The sequence below is a fragment of the Rhizobium sp. CFBP 13644 genome (assembly GCF_014842165.1).
GTDB classification, from domain to species: domain Bacteria; phylum Pseudomonadota; class Alphaproteobacteria; order Rhizobiales; family Rhizobiaceae; genus Agrobacterium; species Agrobacterium tumefaciens_C.
This window is the reverse complement of sequence record NZ_JACYVF010000002.1, coordinates 665303-681250: the sequence shown is the minus strand read 5'-3', so window position 1 is coordinate 681250 and position 15948 is coordinate 665303. Positions and strand designations below refer to the sequence as shown.

Annotated in this window: 16 protein-coding genes and 1 other RNA gene; 10 read left to right on the top strand and 7 right to left on the bottom strand. The window is 57.1% G+C overall.

Translation table 11 applies throughout. From position 1 onward, the window contains the following. The first annotated feature begins 77 nt into the window (after positions 1-77). A complete protein-coding gene (locus IFT53_RS08300; RefSeq protein WP_192064077.1) occupies positions 78-923 on the top strand; it encodes an aldo/keto reductase in 846 nt (281 codons plus the stop codon). A gap of 79 nt (positions 924-1002) precedes the next feature. On the opposite strand, the gene IFT53_RS08295 is transcribed toward IFT53_RS08300, so the two are convergent. From IFT53_RS08295 to IFT53_RS08285, 3 genes are all read right to left on the bottom strand, one after another. Continuing rightward, a complete protein-coding gene (locus IFT53_RS08295) occupies positions 1003-1347 on the bottom strand; it encodes a hypothetical protein (RefSeq protein ID WP_192064078.1) in 345 nt (114 codons plus the stop codon). Between the two features lie 176 nt (positions 1348-1523). Next, on the bottom strand, positions 1524-2096 hold the full coding sequence (gene ilvN, locus IFT53_RS08290; protein WP_192064079.1) for an acetolactate synthase small subunit: 573 nt from the start codon (positions 2094-2096) through the stop codon (positions 1524-1526). Positions 2097-2115: 19 nt separating this feature from the next. Next, positions 2116-3873, bottom strand: a complete 1758-nt coding sequence (locus tag IFT53_RS08285) for an acetolactate synthase 3 large subunit (RefSeq protein ID WP_446737666.1) — start codon at positions 3871-3873, stop codon at positions 2116-2118. A gap of 423 nt (positions 3874-4296) precedes the next feature. Here IFT53_RS08285 and IFT53_RS08280 point away from each other — a divergent pair, with 423 nt between their 5' ends. After that, positions 4297-6267, top strand: coding sequence for an ATP-binding protein (locus tag IFT53_RS08280; RefSeq protein WP_342365790.1), 1971 nt, complete (start codon positions 4297-4299; stop codon positions 6265-6267). Between the two features lie 14 nt (positions 6268-6281). On the opposite strand, the gene miaA is transcribed toward IFT53_RS08280, so the two are convergent. Further along, positions 6282-7208: a tRNA (adenosine(37)-N6)-dimethylallyltransferase MiaA gene (gene miaA / locus IFT53_RS08275; protein ID WP_192064080.1), complete on the bottom strand. Its 927-nt coding sequence runs from the start codon at positions 7206-7208 to the stop codon at positions 6282-6284. On the opposite strand from miaA, the gene serB reads away from it, so the two are divergent. Continuing rightward, positions 7207-8097 (top strand): phosphoserine phosphatase SerB, encoded by an 891-nt coding sequence (gene serB / locus IFT53_RS08270; RefSeq protein ID WP_192064081.1) that lies wholly within the window; start codon positions 7207-7209, stop codon positions 8095-8097. The two genes, miaA and serB, sit on opposite strands and share 2 nt — an antisense overlap. Next, the gene (locus tag IFT53_RS08265; protein WP_192064082.1) at positions 8094-8651 is read left to right on the top strand and encodes a GNAT family N-acetyltransferase; all 558 of its coding nucleotides are present in this window, start codon (positions 8094-8096) and stop codon (positions 8649-8651) included. Before serB ends, IFT53_RS08265 begins: the two co-directional genes overlap by 4 nt. Positions 8652-8665: 14 nt before the next feature. Here IFT53_RS08265 and IFT53_RS08260 read toward each other — a convergent pair whose 3' ends face one another. From IFT53_RS08260 to ssrA, 3 genes are all read right to left on the bottom strand, one after another. After that, positions 8666-8878 (bottom strand): DUF4169 family protein, encoded by a 213-nt coding sequence (locus IFT53_RS08260; protein ID WP_192064083.1) that lies wholly within the window; start codon positions 8876-8878, stop codon positions 8666-8668. Positions 8879-8905: 27 nt separating this feature from the next. Continuing rightward, complete coding sequence (locus IFT53_RS08255) at positions 8906-9415, bottom strand: SspB family protein (protein ID WP_042616054.1); 510 nt, start codon at positions 9413-9415, stop codon at positions 8906-8908. 149 nt (positions 9416-9564) lie between these two features. After that, positions 9565-9935, bottom strand: a transfer-messenger RNA (tmRNA) gene (gene ssrA, locus IFT53_RS08250). 175 nt (positions 9936-10110) lie between these two features. Here ssrA and IFT53_RS08245 point away from each other — a divergent pair. The 6 genes from IFT53_RS08245 (at position 10111) to IFT53_RS08220 (ending at position 15902) form a co-directional block, all read left to right on the top strand. Continuing rightward, positions 10111-10905: a thymidylate synthase gene (locus IFT53_RS08245; protein WP_192064084.1), complete on the top strand. Its 795-nt coding sequence runs from the start codon at positions 10111-10113 to the stop codon at positions 10903-10905. Beyond that, a complete protein-coding gene (locus tag IFT53_RS08240) occupies positions 10902-11429 on the top strand; it encodes a dihydrofolate reductase (protein WP_192064085.1) in 528 nt (175 codons plus the stop codon). Before IFT53_RS08245 ends, IFT53_RS08240 begins: the two co-directional genes overlap by 4 nt. Positions 11430-11576: 147 nt before the next feature. Further along, a complete protein-coding gene (hflK, locus tag IFT53_RS08235; RefSeq protein ID WP_192064086.1) occupies positions 11577-12728 on the top strand; it encodes an FtsH protease activity modulator HflK in 1152 nt (383 codons plus the stop codon). 1 nt (position 12729) lies between these two features. Then, positions 12730-13668, top strand: a complete 939-nt coding sequence (gene hflC / locus IFT53_RS08230; protein WP_042616058.1) for a protease modulator HflC — start codon at positions 12730-12732, stop codon at positions 13666-13668. Between the two features lie 245 nt (positions 13669-13913). Next, positions 13914-15464, top strand: coding sequence for a Do family serine endopeptidase (locus IFT53_RS08225; RefSeq protein WP_192064087.1), 1551 nt, complete (start codon positions 13914-13916; stop codon positions 15462-15464). A 228-nt stretch (positions 15465-15692) separates the two neighbouring features. After that, the gene (locus tag IFT53_RS08220; protein ID WP_042616118.1) at positions 15693-15902 is read left to right on the top strand and encodes a ribbon-helix-helix domain-containing protein; all 210 of its coding nucleotides are present in this window, start codon (positions 15693-15695) and stop codon (positions 15900-15902) included. Positions 15903-15948: the final 46 nt, after the last annotated feature.

The following is a 15948-nucleotide window of genomic DNA, read 5'->3' as shown; positions in this document are numbered from 1 at the left end:
CGAGCACCCAATTTTTATGGATCGACCTCGTGGCTCGTGGGTTTAAGATGCAGATGACATCAACCCGGAGCGCTCACATGTATGACGACATCCCAACCATCACCCTACCATCCGGCAGAACTGTTCCGGCTTTGGGCATAGGCACATGGAATATGGGCGACGACAGCGCAAAAGCCGCAAACGAGATCGCCAGCATCCGCAAATCTGTGGAGCTTGGCATGTCCGTTATCGATACTGCTGAAATGTACGGAGACGGCAAATCAGAGGAGATCGTCGGCAAGGCGATTACAGATTTGCGTGATGATGTGTTTCTCGTCAGCAAGGTTTACCCGTTCAATGCCAGCGCCAAGGGCACGATTGAAGCCTGCGAGCGCAGCCTGAAACGTCTGGGAACCGAGCGCCTCGACCTCTATTTGCTCCACTGGCGCGGCTCCTACCCGCTGGAAGAAACGGTTGATGCCTTCGAAAGATTGAAAGCTGAAGGCAAGATTGCCGATTGGGGCGTATCCAACTTCGATACCGATGACATGGAAGAACTCTTCTCGATTGCCGAAGGCAAAAACTGCGCCGCCAATCAGGTGCTCTACAACCTCTCTCGCCGAGGACCGGAGTTTGACCTGCTGCCTTGGTGCCAGAGCCATGGTGTGGCTGTGATGGCCTATTCGCCCGTCGAACAGGGACGCATCCTGTCCAATCACGAACTCATCCGCATCGCCAAAGCCTATCAGGCAACCCCTGCGCAAGTGGCGCTCGCATTCCTGCTGGAGCGCGACGGCGTGATGGCCATCCCGAAATCCTCCAACGCGCAGCGTGTGGAAGAAAACCGAGGCGCGACGGATCTTGAGATCAGCGACGAAGATTGGGAAGCGCTCGACGCGGTGTTTCCGCCGCCTGTGAAAAAGACCGCGCTGGAAATGCTATGATTATTCAGCTCCTTGGACCGTTTTCCAGACTCAAAGTCACAACGACTTGAAACGAAACATCTCTCCCGGGCATTGCGGCCTAACGCGGGCGATAAAAAAGCTTTAGGATCAGATACACCGGATAGCTGATAACGACGAGAATGATGGCTGCTTCGTGCGTCGAGGCAACATCGGCCCAACCTTCCATTTTGGAATTTCGGCCAAATATTCCGAAACCGAAGAGCAAAGCACCGCCGAGAATAATAGCGGAGGTCACCAGCACACCCCACCACTCTAACTCAAGTGATCCGTTCCAAGCCGCATAACCCACGACGCTAGCGCCGGAGAACATCAAGAAGCCGACGGTCAAAAGGTAGCTTCGCCAGAACAGCGCTTGGTCTAATTGCCGGAGACGTTTTGACATGGCTAAAACCTTCGAAGGCATTTTAATTTCATTTTGCAATCTATCCACACTTTAAAAAAATGCGCGCATGGAGGTGCAGGATTGCGATGCTGTTCTACAATAGTAGCAGTCCTGCAATAAACATCTTATCCGCCTGACCAACGAAAAAAGCCCGCAGCAAAGCCGCGGGCTTTCTCCCAATCAATCGATCAAAGAGATTACATTCCCTGCGAACCACGATTCATCGCAGCGATGCCCGTGCGGCAAACCTCGATGAGACCCAGTGGCTTGATGATGGTCAGGAACTGGTCGATCTTGGACGACTTGCCGGTGATTTCGAAGATGAAATGCTCCAGCGTGGCATCCACCACCTTGGCGTGGAAGGCATCGGCAAGACGCAGCGTCTCGGCGCGGTCTTCACCCTTAGCGGCCACCTTGATGAGCGCAACTTCGCGCTCGATGGGGCGATCCTGGCCGTTCTGGCGGGCGCGGACGGTCAGGTCCACGACGCGGTGAACGGGCACGATGCGCTCGAGCTGCGACTTGATCTGCTCGAGAACACCCGGCGTGCCGCGCGTGACGATGGTGATGCGCGACAGGTGCGCCTCATGCTCCGTTTCCGAAACCGTCAGGCTTTCAATGTTGTAGCCGCGACCGGAAAACAGGCCGATCACGCGGGCAAGAACACCCGGTTCGTTGGAAACGAGCACCGATAGCGTGTGGTTTTCAACAGTTTCGGTTTCCTTCTGAATGAAGTAGGCCGAACCGGTGGGCTGTAGATGTGCGTTCATATCCGTGTTCCTCTCCCGATCAGACTAGCTGACGGCCCTTTGCGTCAATAGCGTTGGCAACGGCTTCGTCGGTGGCTTCATCCGGCAACAGCATCTCGTTATGTGCCTTGCCCGATGGGATCATCGGGAAGCAGTTGGCGAGATTGGCCACGCGGCAATCGAAGATGACAGGTTTGTCGACGGCAATCATCTCGGCAATCTTGCCATCCAGTTCAGCCGGGTCATCGCAATACATGCCAACGCCGCCATAAGCTTCCGCCAGTTTGACGAAATCAGGCATGGCTTCCGTGTAGGAGTTGGACAGGCGGTTGCCGTGCAGCAATTGCTGCCACTGGCGCACCATGCCCATATACTGGTTGTTCAGGATGAAGATCTTGACCGGCAGATTGTACTGGATCGCGCAAGACATTTCCTGAATGCACATCTGGATCGATGCGTCTCCGGCAATATCGATGACCAGCGCGTCCGGGTGAGCAACCTGCACGCCGATGGCTGCGGGCAGACCATAACCCATGGTGCCGAGACCACCCGATGTCATCCAGCGGTTCGGCTCCTCAAAGCCGAAGAACTGCGCCGCCCACATCTGGTGCTGGCCCACTTCCGTGGTGATGTAGGTTTCGCGGCCCTTGGATGCCTCGTAAAGACGCTGGATCGCATATTGCGGCATGATAACGTCTTTGGACTGGGTGTAGGCAAAGGACTTGCGCGCACGCCAACGCTCGATCTGCTCGTGCCAATCCTGCGTTTGCGCCTTGTCCGGGCGCTGCGGCAGCGCCCGCCACAGGCGAACCATATCTTCCAGAACATGCGCAATATCGCCAACAACAGGAATATCCACGCGGACGTTCTTGTTGATGGAGGATGGATCGATATCGATGTGGATCTTCTTGGAATTGGGCGAAAACGCGTTCAGACGACCGGTGATACGGTCATCGAACCGCGCACCGACGCAGATCATGACATCGCAATCATGCATGGCCATATTGGCTTCATAGGAACCGTGCATGCCCAGCATGCCCAGCCACTTTTCACCCGATGCCGGATAGCAGCCGAGGCCCATCAGGGTCGAGGTGATTGGGAAACCGGTCAGCTGAACCAGTTCGCGCAACAGGCGTGTCGCATCCGGACCGGAGTTGATGACGCCGCCACCGGTGTAGAGAACAGGCCGACGCGCCTTCGACATCAGCTCAACAGCTGCGTGAATGGCGTTGATATCACCCTGAACACGCGGCTTGTAGCTCTTCTGCTGGACGGCAGCGGATGGAGGCGTATAGGTGCCGGTCGCAAACTGAATGTCCTTGGGAACATCGACAACAACAGGGCCGGGACGACCCGTCTGGGCAATGCGGAACGCTTCATGGATGACGCCAGCCAGTTCATTGACGTCCTTGACCAGCCAGTTGTGCTTGGTGCAAGGGCGCGTAATGCCAACGGTATCGCATTCCTGAAAGGCATCCGAGCCAATCAGCGATGTGGGAACTTGACCGGAAATACAGACGAGCGGGATGCTGTCCATCAACGCATCCTGCAACGGCGTCACGGCATTGGTGGCACCGGGACCGGAGGTTACGAGCATGACGCCAACTTTGCCGGTTGAACGGGCGTAGCCTTCAGCGGCGTGGCCAGCACCCTGCTCGTGGCGCACCAGAATGTGCTGGATATCGTCCTGCTGGAAAATCTCGTCATAGATCGGAAGAACTGCACCGCCCGGATAGCCGAAAATATGCTCGACGCCGTTGTCTTTCAACGCACGCAGAACGATTTCCGCGCCCGTCATGGTGTTGCTGTTTTCCGTATTGTCCTTATCCGTCATTGCCTGTTCCATCCCGATTTGGCTTTGGATATCGTTGGGCCATCTGGCCCGAGTGAAAGACATAAAAAAAGGCCCCTGGAGGAGCCTCGTTCAGCGCATGGGTGCTTTCGCCGGATGGTTACACCATCCTGCCCATGCGCCGTCCCACCACGATAAGTACGTTAAGATTTTTCATGGGTCGGAGTGTTAGCCACAAAGTTAACGTCCGTCAACGCACGCTACGGAAAAAATTTCATTTATTGCGGGAATCGATCCGTAAGCGAAACAAAATTTCGCCCTTCCTATACAAGTTGTTAAAGGCAACCATCTAAATTCAGGGGGAATGGCTGGACGAACCCGGAACGTCCAGACGATAAAAATAGACAAGACCTATGACAGGGGCGAAACGTGTTCAACGACGACCTTCGCAAATCGGCACATGCGGGCGAGCATGATCGCCGCGACGAGCTGATGGCTGCCAATCGCCTGCTCGGGCGCGTCATTTCCTGCACTGGTTCCCGTGCCACAATTTCAGCCACCACCGAACCCGGAAAGACAGACCTTGCGGAACTGTGGTCGGTGGGCCGGCTCATTTCCATTGATCTGGGCGAAACACGGGTCGCCGCCCTCACCTACGCCATGAGAACTGATAATGTCGAATGGTCGAACGAGCGCCACAATACACTCCTGATCGAGGTGGAGCTTCTGGGCGAAATCCGTCCAACCGCGGAAGGTATTGAACGCTTCTCGACCGGCATTTCGCGCTACCCTTATCTCGGCGCCGTCGCCCATCGCATCCGATCCAGCGATCTGATGCGGATTTACGAAACGCAGGAAGCGGGCGCATGCGTCGTCGGACGCCTGACGCAGGATGACACGATCGATGCGACGATCAGCATTCCGCAGATGCTGTCCAAGCACTTCGCCGTCCTCGGCTCCACCGGCGTCGGCAAATCGACAGCCGTGTCCCTTCTGCTCAGCAAGGCGATTTCCAAGGACCCGAAGCTGCGCGTCCTTATTCTCGATCCGCACAATGAATATGCCGCAGCCTTCCCGATGACCTCAGTCGTCATCGATACGGATACGCTGGACCTGCCCTTCTGGCTGATGAAGCTGGAGGAGTTCACCGAAGTTCTCTATCGCGGCCGCAAACCCGTGGCCGAAGAGCTGGACGTTTTGCGCGATCTGATACCGGAAGCCAAACGCGCCTTTCGCGGCGCAGATAACTCCGTCATGCGCCGCGCCTCGGAAAAGTCCTCGCTCACGGCAGATACGCCGGTGCCCTACCGTATAGCCGATCTTCTGGCGCTGATCGACGAGCGGATCGGGCGGCTGGAAGGCCGGGATGAAAAGCCAGCGCTGCGAACCCTGAAGATGCGCATCATGGCCGCCATCAATGATCCGCGCTATCACTTCATGTTCTCCAACAGCACGATCACCGATACGATCATGGAAACAGTCGCGCATATTTTCCGCGTGCCGGGAGAAGGCAAGCCCATCTCCGTGTTCCAGCTCGCGGGCATTCCGTCCGAAGTCGTGAATTCCGTCGCCTCGGTCCTCTGCCGCATGGCGTTTGAGTTGGCCTTGTGGAGCCAGGGCGCCATTCATACACTGGTCGTCTGCGAAGAAGCCCACCGTTACGTCCCGGCAGATCCCGCTCTCGGCTTCTTCCCAACCCGTCAGGCCATAGCTCGTATCGCCAAGGAAGGCCGCAAATACGGCGTGTCACTCGGCATCATCACCCAGCGCCCCGGAGAGTTGGACCAGACGATCCTGTCGCAGTGTTCCACCGTGTTTGCCATGCGGCTTTCCAACGAAAACGATCAGGAAATCATTCGCTCGGCCATCCCCAATTCGTCCGTCTCCACCACCAGCTTTTTGTCGTCCATCGGCAATGGTGAGGCCATCGCCTTTGGTGAGGCCATCAGCGTGCCGATGCGCATCAAGTTCGATCGCGTCGCCGCTCACAGCCTTCCCAAGGCCAATGGCATCATGCCGCATATCGCAGAAGATACGCCTGATACGGTTGACCTTCGCTCCATCGTCAAACGCATGCGCGCCGTTACCGGCCCCGATATTTCCGGCTTCCGCCAGAGCTATGACGCAACAATGGCGCAGGATGCAGACGAGGAAGAGTTCGATAGCTGGAAAAGCAATTTCAACGAAGAGAGCAGCGGCAACGAACCCTACCGGCCAGAAATGCTGCCGCGAAGTTCGGGCTTTGCCCCAAGGCCGCAGATGCCCCCGCGAACGGCAGCGACAGAACCGGCGCCGAGGCCTGCTCCCATTGCGCCCCAACCTTACAGCCAGGAGCAGCGGCCTTCTTTACGTGACAGCTTGCTGAAGACACCTCTCGGCAGTCTTTATAAGAAGGACTGAGACGGCAGGCTTCCCTACCTGCGCAGTGTCACGCCGCCGCTGCGCAACGGGTCCACCCGCTCCCAGTCCTCACCCATCTGGTTGCGAAACCACGTCATCTGTCTCTTGGCGTATTGGCGCGTCGCGGCAGCGGATTTCTCAATCACCTCTGCCTGCGTCATCCTTCCTGCCAGCATCTCGGCAATCTGGGAAACGCCAATGGCTTTCATCGCGGTTGCGTCGGAAGAAAGCTCCTGCGCCAGAAGCGCCTTCACCTCTTCCACCGCCCCGCTCTGCATCATCAAACCGAATCGATGATTGATTCGCTCATGCAGCACGGCTCGTTCCGGCAGAACTACGAATTTCCTAGCCCGGTCGGGATCGATAATCATGGGACCACGCGCCTGCTGGAAGGTGCGGATGGATTGCCCCGTTGCTGCCATAACCTCCAGCGCACGCACGATGCGTTGCCCGTCGGTCGGTCGCAGGCTGGCTGCGGTTTCCGGGTCGCGCTGGGTAAGCTCTTCGTAAAGCGCAGCCGGTCCACTCTCCACCAGACGCGCCCGATAGCTCTCGCGGATATCAGCCGGAATGGCTGGCATATCTGAGAGGCCGCCCGTCAAAGCCTTGAAATACAGCCCGGTCCCGCCAACAATCACCGGAAGGCGATTCTCGCCCCGCATCCTCTCAACAAGGGCCGCCGTTTCACGCAGCCACTCGCCGGTGGAATAAAGCCGGGCGGCTGGGACGTGGCCGTAAAGATGGTGCGGCACGCCCTCCATCTCCTCTGCAGAAGGACGCGCGGTCAGCACCTGCAATGTGTCATAAACCTGCATGCTGTCTGCATTGATGACGACACCATTGTTCTCCCGCGCCCATTGAAGCGCAAGCGCGGACTTGCCGCTTGCCGTCGGGCCGGTTATCAGGATCGCATCGAAGTCGTCATCAAGGTTTCTCATCATGGCTCTCGTTGCCACGCTTATCGCCAATCCGTCAAATCCTGTTCTCAATTCAACGATTGCGGAAAGCGCGGCCAGTGCCCTCAACGCATCCGGGCTTTATTGGCTGGCGGATGGAATTGCCTGTGACCTGGTGTTGCGCGATGGCACGGATGTGGCGGCAGCCGAACGCGTGCTGCGCATGGCCATCGTCGACAGACCCATCGACATCGCCATTCAGGAACAGGACCAACGCCGCAAGAAAATCCTGATCGCAGATATGGACTCAACCATGATCGGGCAGGAGTGCATTGATGAGCTGGCCGCCGAAGTTGGTTTGAAGGAACAGGTGTCCATCATCACGGCCCGCGCTATGAATGGCGAGATTGCGTTTGAGCCAGCGCTGCGTGAGCGCGTCGCCCTGCTCAAGGGCCTGCCGATCTCTGTCGTGGATGAGGTTATCGAAAAGCGGATCACGCTGACACCGGGCGGTTTGGAACTGATCGCCACCATGAAGGCCAAGGGGCATTACACAGCTCTGGTGTCCGGCGGCTTCACCGTCTTCACCAGCCGCATCGCCGCCACGCTGGGCTTTGATGAAAACCGCGCCAATATTCTGGGCGAGAAAGACGGGCTACTGGATGGCACCGTTGCCGAACCCATTCTCGGCAAGCAGGCCAAGGTCGATGCGCTGAACGACATCGCCACGAAGCTTGGCATTTCACCTGAGGACGCGATGGCGGTGGGCGATGGCGCCAATGATCTGGGCATGCTGCATCTTGCAGGTGCAGGCGTTGCGCTTCACGCCAAACCGGCAGTGGCAGCTGAAGCAAAAATCCGCATCGATCACAGCGATCTCACCGCACTTCTTTATCTTCAGGGCTACAGAAAGTCAGACTTCGTCACTCCATGATTATCTGTGGAACACCGAGGCTGATTCTGCGCGACTGGAAGCCGGTTGATCGTCATCTTTTTCGGCTCATCAATGCCGATCCCAAGGTGATGGAATTTTTCCCCACCTGCCGCAGCCATGCCGAGTCAGACGCCACGATGGTGCGTACCAACGAGATGATCCACGCCACCGGCTATGGTTTCTATGCGGTTCAACTGCGTGAAACGGGTGAAGCCATCGGCTTTTGCGGCATCGCGCCCGCCAATCTGGAAGGCATATTTGCCGATAGCGCGCTGGAAATAGGCTGGCGGCTGGCACCGCGCTTCTGGGGCCATGGCTATGTTACGGAAGCAGCCAAATCATTGCTGGCCATGGCGTTCGATGAAAAGAGGATACCGGAAATCGTGTCGTTCGCGGTTCAGGACAATCACCGTTCGATTGCCGTCATGAAGCGCATCGGCCTCACCCGCGACGCCTCGCGGGACTTCATCCATCCCCGCGTGCCGGATACGCACCCTCACCTCATGCCGCATGTTACTTATGCGCAGACCATGGACGGGTGGAACGGGAAATAGATGATGGGCTGACGTCAGCCCTTGTTGTCGTGGTCGCCCTCTGCATCACCCTTGTCGAGCTTGCCTTGATCGAGCGCCCGAGTAGCCTTGTCATTCAAGGCAGATGTCAGGTTTTTCTCTGCCTTTGTACGACCGAAAGTCAGGCGGTTCTGCTCCGCCTGCTTTTCTTTTTCAGATCGGATCTTCTGTTTGCGAAACTGGCGCAGATTGACGATATCGCCTGTCAAAACAATCTCCTGATCCGCGCCGTGCTATCACTTGTTCTTGCGGAAAGCGTCCAGCGAAACAACAGAACCAGCCTTCTTTTCCTCATCCGGCTTCGCCTCGTCAGAAGGTGCAGCCTTGGCTTCTGCTGAAACGGGATAAGCGGTGATTTCCGCTTCCACGACCTCTTCCTCGTCAGCGAGGGGAACATCGAACTCAAGCTCGAAGTTCACCGAAGGATCGTAAAAGCCTCTGATGGCATTGAAAGGAATGACCAGCTTTTCTGGCGTATCGGAGAAGGACAGGCCAATTTCGAACTGTGTTTCAGTAACCTTCATGTCCCAGAACTGGTGCTGGATGACGATGGTCATCTGCTCGGCATATTTGGACTTCAAATGCTGTGAAATCCGAACGCCCGGCGCGCCAGTCAGGAAGGTGATGAAAAAGTGATGGTCGCCCGGCAGCCTCGTCGTCGCCGCAACTTCGCTCAATACCTTGCGAATAACGCCGCGAAGGGCATCCTGTGCGAGAATGTCGTAACGGATATGATCCTGCCCCATACGGTCCTGTCTTTCCTATTCGAACGTCTTTTAACCAAGTATACGCAATGTCTTACATCGCAGCAACGGAAAAGCCCCGCGCTGCGCGAGTCATTTCACCACATAAGCAATTCTGGTTATCTTATAAACAAGTCTGGCGAAATGGAGAAGGTGGAGGTTTCTGTTGCCAGGTACCTCCGAACCCCGCCTTACGGGGCTAACCGTAAGGGCTTAAGTCGGAATTCCCACACCGCCATTAGGCAGCGAGAGCGTATTCCTTAGCGTTGTTGTCATTTGCAACTACACTTGTGACCCGATAACGGCGGTATCATGCCGAGCAAAAGTTCGATCTTTACACCCTTGTCGATCCTATTTCGCCCCCATCAAAAGCGGGCCACCCAAAGCGGAGGCCAGTTTTTGGTGGAGGCGCCGGGTACCGCCCCCGGGTCCAATAGGCTTATTCCATCGACCGTTTATCGCCATAGCCGGATTTGCACCCGGCAAGGCTCATATAGGCGCATAACGCGCCCGAGAAAAGGGGCTTCGTGACATTTCCATGAAGCGATCAGCGCAAATCCCGACACACCATGCGTTTCCTCACTCTCTGATGCACGCATTTGCGAAACCAGAATCCGGGGGACGAGGTTTTCTAAGTCTGGTCCCGCCGCCGCAAAAGCTTATAATGGGCACATATATGGAATCGGTGGCGGACTGTTATGAAGCAATATCTCGATCTTCTTGCGCATGTGATGGACGCTGGCAGCGACCGTGGCGACCGTACAGGCACCGGCACGCGCTCGGTGTTTGGTCATCAGATGCGCTTTGATCTGTCGGAAGGCTTTCCGGTTCTGACAACCAAGAAGTTGCATCTGCGCTCCATAATCCACGAACTGCTGTGGTTCCTCAAAGGCGATACCAACATTGCCTATCTGAAGGAAAACGGCGTCTCGATTTGGGATGAATGGGCGGATGAGGACGGCAATCTCGGCCCTGTCTATGGCGCGCAATGGCGCTCCTGGCCAGCACCCGATGGCCGCCACATCGATCAGATCGTGCTTTTGATCGAGAGCCTGAAAGTAAACCCGAATTCACGCCGCCACATCGTCTCCGCCTGGAACCCGGCGCTGGTCGATGACATGGCGCTGCCGCCCTGCCACTGCCTGTTCCAGTTCTACGTGGCCGATGGCAAACTGTCCTGCCAGCTTTACCAGCGCTCGGCGGATATTTTCCTCGGCGTCCCCTTTAACATCGCGTCCTATGCCCTGCTGACGATGATGGTCGCGCAGGTTACGGGCCTGAAGCCAGGCGATTTCGTCCACACGCTGGGGGATGCGCATATTTACGCTAACCACTTCGAGCAGGCAAAGCTGCAAATGACGCGCACGCCGAAGCCACTGCCCACCATGCGCCTTAACCCCGACGTGACGAGCCTGTTCGATTTCAAGTTCGAGGATTTCACGATGGAAAATTATGAGGCCGACGCCTCCATCAAGGCACCGATCGCCGTATGAGCAAGCCGCGCACCACGCTCATCGCCGCTGTTGCAGAAAACGGGGTTATCGGTCGCGATCTCGACATGCCCTGGAAGCTGTCCACAGATCTCAAGCGCTTCAAGGCGCTGACCATGGGCAAGCCGATGATCATGGGGCGCAAGACATTTCTCTCCGTCGGCGAGCGCCCCCTGCCCGGCCGGCCACACATCATCATCAGCCGCAACCCGGATTATCGCCCCGCAGGCGTGGACGTGGTGTCGTCGCTCGAAGATGCGCTTTCGCTTGCCGCGAATAAGGCAGCGGAGCTTGGTGTCAATGAGGTTTTTGTGGCCGGTGGTGGCGAAATCTACCGTCAGGCCATGCCCTTCGCCGATCAACTTTCCGTCACCCATGTTGAGGTCTCTCTGGAAGGCGATACGTTTTTCCCAGAAATCGATCCCGCGCTTTTTGAAAAAATCGACGAAATAGCCTTATTCGCCGGGGAAAAAGACAATTATCCGGTCAGATTCACGACGTACCGCAGATATCACGCATATCAGTGAAGTATTTACCGTGATTGGGTATTAAGTTACCGCGTCTGCGTTGAAACGCACCCTTCTCCTTCTTATAACTGAGAGCACAGTCCCGTCTGGCATGCGATAGCGTTTCAGAGAGGGAGCGGGAGAGTTTTTTTAGCATAAGAGGTATGGATGCCCTGGAGCAATCAGAATGGCGGCGGCGGCGGTGGCGGCGGCCCGTGGGGTGGCGGCGGTAACGGCGGCAGCGGCGGCGGTGGTGGAAACAACCAGGGCGGCCCCTGGGGTCAGGGACCAAACCGTCCGCGTGGCGGCGGCGGTGGTGGCGGCAATGGCGGCCCACCCGACCTAGAAGAGATCATCCGTCGCAGTCAGGATCGTTTCAGAAACGTGCTTCCGGGCGGCATCAACGGTGGCGTCATCGCCATCCTCGCACTTGTTGTCCTCGCATTTGTCGGCATCCAGTCCGTCTATACGGTTCAGCCGGATGAACGCGGCGTAGAACTTCGCTTCGGCAAGCCGAAGGACGAAGTCTCGATGCCAGGCCTGCATTTCCACTTCTGGCCGATTGAAACTGTCGAGATCGTCAAGGTCACGGAACAGCAGCAAAACATTGGTGCGCGTGCAACATCGACAACAGCAGCAACCGGCGTGATGCTGACAGGCGACCAGAACATCGTGAACGTTCAGTTCTCCGTGCTTTATACGGTGTCTGATCCGAAGTCCTATCTCTTCAACGTCGATGCGCCTGCCCAGACCCTTCAGCAGGTTTCGGAAAGCGCAATGCGTGAAGTCGTTGGCCGTCGTCCGGCTCAGGACATCTTCCGTGATAACCGTCAGGCCATTGCGGCTGACGTTCGTGCCATTATTCAGGCTACGATGGACGGTTATGGCGCAGGCCTTTCCATCAATGCCGTGGCGATTGAAGATGCAGCCCCACCACGTGAAGTGGCGGACGCCTTCGACGAAGTTCAGCGTGCCGAACAGGATGAGGATCGTTTTGTTCAGGAAGCCAACCAGTACGCCAACCAGAAACTGGGTGCCGCACGTGGTCAGGCAGCACAGATCGTTGAAGAAGCCACTGCCTATAAGGGCCGTGTCGTCAACGAAGCCAAGGGTGAAGCCCAGCGTTTCATCTCGATTTACGACCAGTACCGGACTGCACCTGAGGTCACACGTGAGCGCATGTTCATCGAGACGATGGAGCAGGTTCTCAAGAATTCCAACAAGATCATCATTGATGAAAAGCAGGGAGTGGTGCCGTATCTGCCTCTGAACGAGATCATGCGCGGCAATACCGGCGCAGCGCAGCAGGGAGGCAACTGATATGAGTAATCGTCTAACCGCAATTCTCGTCGGCCTCGCCGTTGTCATGTTCTTCGTCTACTCGTCCTTCTTCGTGGTCAACGAACGCCAGCAGGCAATCGTCGTTCGCTTCGGTCAGATCCAGGACGTGAAGACCGATCCGGGCCTCTACTTCAAGCTGCCATTCGCGTTCATGGATGCGGACCGCGTACAATATGTCGAAAACCGCGCACTGCGTTTCGATCATGACAACATCCGCGTTCAGGTGTCCGGTGGTAAGTTCTATGAAGTCGATGCCTTCGTAGTCTACCGCATCACCGATGCCCGCCGCTTCCGTCAGACGGTATCCGGCGATCAGCTGTCTGCCGAAATGCGTCTGCGCACACGTCTCGACGCATCTCTGCGCCGCGTCTACGGTCTTCGTGGCTTCGAAGCTGCCCTTTCGGATGCTCGCGCCTCGATGATGCAGGAAGTGCGTGACGACCTGCGTTCAGACGCAGAGTCACTTGGCCTCAGCATCGTGGATGTTCGCATCCGCCGCACGGACCTCACACAGGAAGTCTCGCAACAGACCTTCGAACGTATGAAATCCGAGCGTCTGGCTGAAGCCGAACTGATCCGCGCTCGTGGTAACGAAGAAGGCCAGCGCCGCCGCGCCATCGCGGATCGTCAGGTCGTCGAATTCGAATCCGACGCCAATCGTCAGTCCGAAGTGCTTCGGGGTGAAGGCGATGCCGAACGTAACCGTATCTTCGGTGACGCCTTCCAGCGCGATCCAAGCTTCTTCGAGTTCTATCGCTCGATGGCAGCCTATACGAGCGCGCTGAACGGCAACGGCACGACGCTGGTTCTTTCGCCAGACTCAACCTTCTTCCGTTATTTCAATAACATTGAAGGTACGCCAACCGCGCAACCGGCACAGCCCGCAGCCCCTGCGGCACCTGCTGCGCCCGCGAACTGACCTTAATGAGTGACGCGAAAGGGCCGGTGGAAACATCGGCCCTTTTGCTGTTTTGTGGCATCATTCTGCAAGCCCGGATGGGTTTGACCAAGAGATGAAAAGCGGTCAGACGCCATCCACGCTTTAATCGTGGATGAAAGCCTGATTTTCTGCTTATTCACGAAAAGGTATTTTTACACTTCATCATTCCGCCTTATGCTTGGCTATTAAGCAGAGACCCGGTTAGCAATATGCGAGGACGCTGTATGCCCGTTACCACTCTTTCGCCTTTCCGCAGCAGCATCGCGGCGGTCGCGGGATTTGCAGTTTTAGCAGGCGGGCTGGCCATGCCGTTGAGCGCCAGCGCCCAAAGCGCCGGACCAGCTTCGGTTGCTGATCTTGCAGCACCTCTCATGGACGCCGTGGTCAACATCTCCACATCGCAGAGCGTCAAGGCGGAAGGGAAAGGCCCGACACCGCCCAATATTCCCGAGGGTTCTCCGTTTCAGGAATTCTTCAAGGATTACTTCGACAACCAGAGCCCCGATAGCGGCGGCAAGGTCAGCTCGCTCGGTTCGGGCTTCGTCATCGATCCGGCTGGCTATGTGGTGACGAACAACCATGTCATCGAAGGTGCTGATGATATCGAGGTGATCTTCCCAAATGGCAACAAGCTGAAAGCAAAGCTCGTTGGCACCGATACCAAGACCGATCTTTCCGTGCTGAAGGTGGAGCCGAAGACGCCACTCAAAGCCGTCAAATTCGGTGATTCCCGCGCCATGCGCATTGGCGATTGGGTCATGGCCGTCGGCAACCCGTTTGGCCTTGGCGGCTCGCTCAGCGTCGGCGTCGTTTCGGCGCGCGGACGCAACATCAACGCCGGTCCCTATGACAACTTCATCCAGACGGATGCGGCGATCAACAAGGGCAATTCCGGCGGTCCGCTCTTCAACATGAAGGGCGAGGTGATCGGCATCAACACCGCCATCATTTCTCCCAGCGGTGGCTCCATCGGCATCGGCTTTTCCGTGCCGACAGAACTGGCGCAGAACATCGTCCAGCAGCTCATCGAGTTTGGCGAAACCCGCCGCGGCTGGCTCGGCGTGCGCGTTCAGCCTGTCACAGACGATATCGCCACAAGCCTTGGCATGGACGCGGCCCGCGGCGCGCTGATCTCCGGCGTGGTCAAAGGCGGACCCGTCGAGAACGGCCCCATTCAGCCGGGCGACGTCGTTCTGACATTTGACGGCAAGAAAATTCAGGAAATGCGCGACCTGCCGCGCGTTGTTGCCGAAAGCCCAGTCGGCAAGGAAGTTGATGTTGCCATTCTTCGCGATGGCAAGGAGCAGACCGTCAAGGTCAAGCTAGGCCAGTTGCAGGATACCGCCGAAGAAAAGCAGCCCGGCGCCAGCAGCGATGATGCCATGCCGGATGATGGCGAGAACGGCGAAATGGCTGAACCGCAGGACAACAACGACAATCCGACAGAGCAGCAGGCACCAGACCAGCGCGCAGCTGCGCAAACGGTTCTGGGAATGAACCTTGTCGTGCTCACGGACGAGTTGCGCGCGGAAAAGAGTATCGCGGAAAGCGTCGAAGGCGTGCTTGTTGCAGGCGTGGAACCCGGCTCGATTGCCGAGCAGAAGGGCGTCAAGGCTGGCGATGTGATTGTGGAGGTTGCGCAGGACTTCATGGAAGTGCCCGGCGATGTGGCGGTGCGCGTCAACGGCCTGAAATCATCCGGGCGCAAGAATGCCCATATGATGGTGGCAGACGCGCAGGGCAATCTGCGTTTCGTTGCCGTTCCGCTGGAATAGTGCTGGTTGGCGGGAGCGCCTTATCCTGACGCTCCCCGACCGCTTGTGTGTCTCGCATTTCTGAGCAACCAAGCGAGGCGTCAGGAGATTTCCGCACCTGCGGAACCTCGCAGGCTTAACCGGAGTTACCCGACGTCACCGGAATGAAACCGATTCAATATCATGAGCTTACGCGCAAGAAATGAATCCGGATGGCAGCGCGTTGAATCAGTTTGGAAAGCCGCAAATTTGATCCGCAAGCACTCCACCACACTCCACGGCCACCGCACCAGCATCTCGCTTGAAGATGCTTTCTGGGACGAGCTGCGCATTATAGCAGACAAGCGGAAGATGAGCTTTGCGGCGCTACTTGCCGAGATTGATGACAACCGCCCGGAAGACAGCAATCTTTCCTCTTCCCTGCGCGTCTATGTGCTGAACTGGCTGAAGAGCCAGTAGCTCCCACAGGTCCCACTTAGCACTAGCTGTGCCGCATCACGGCACA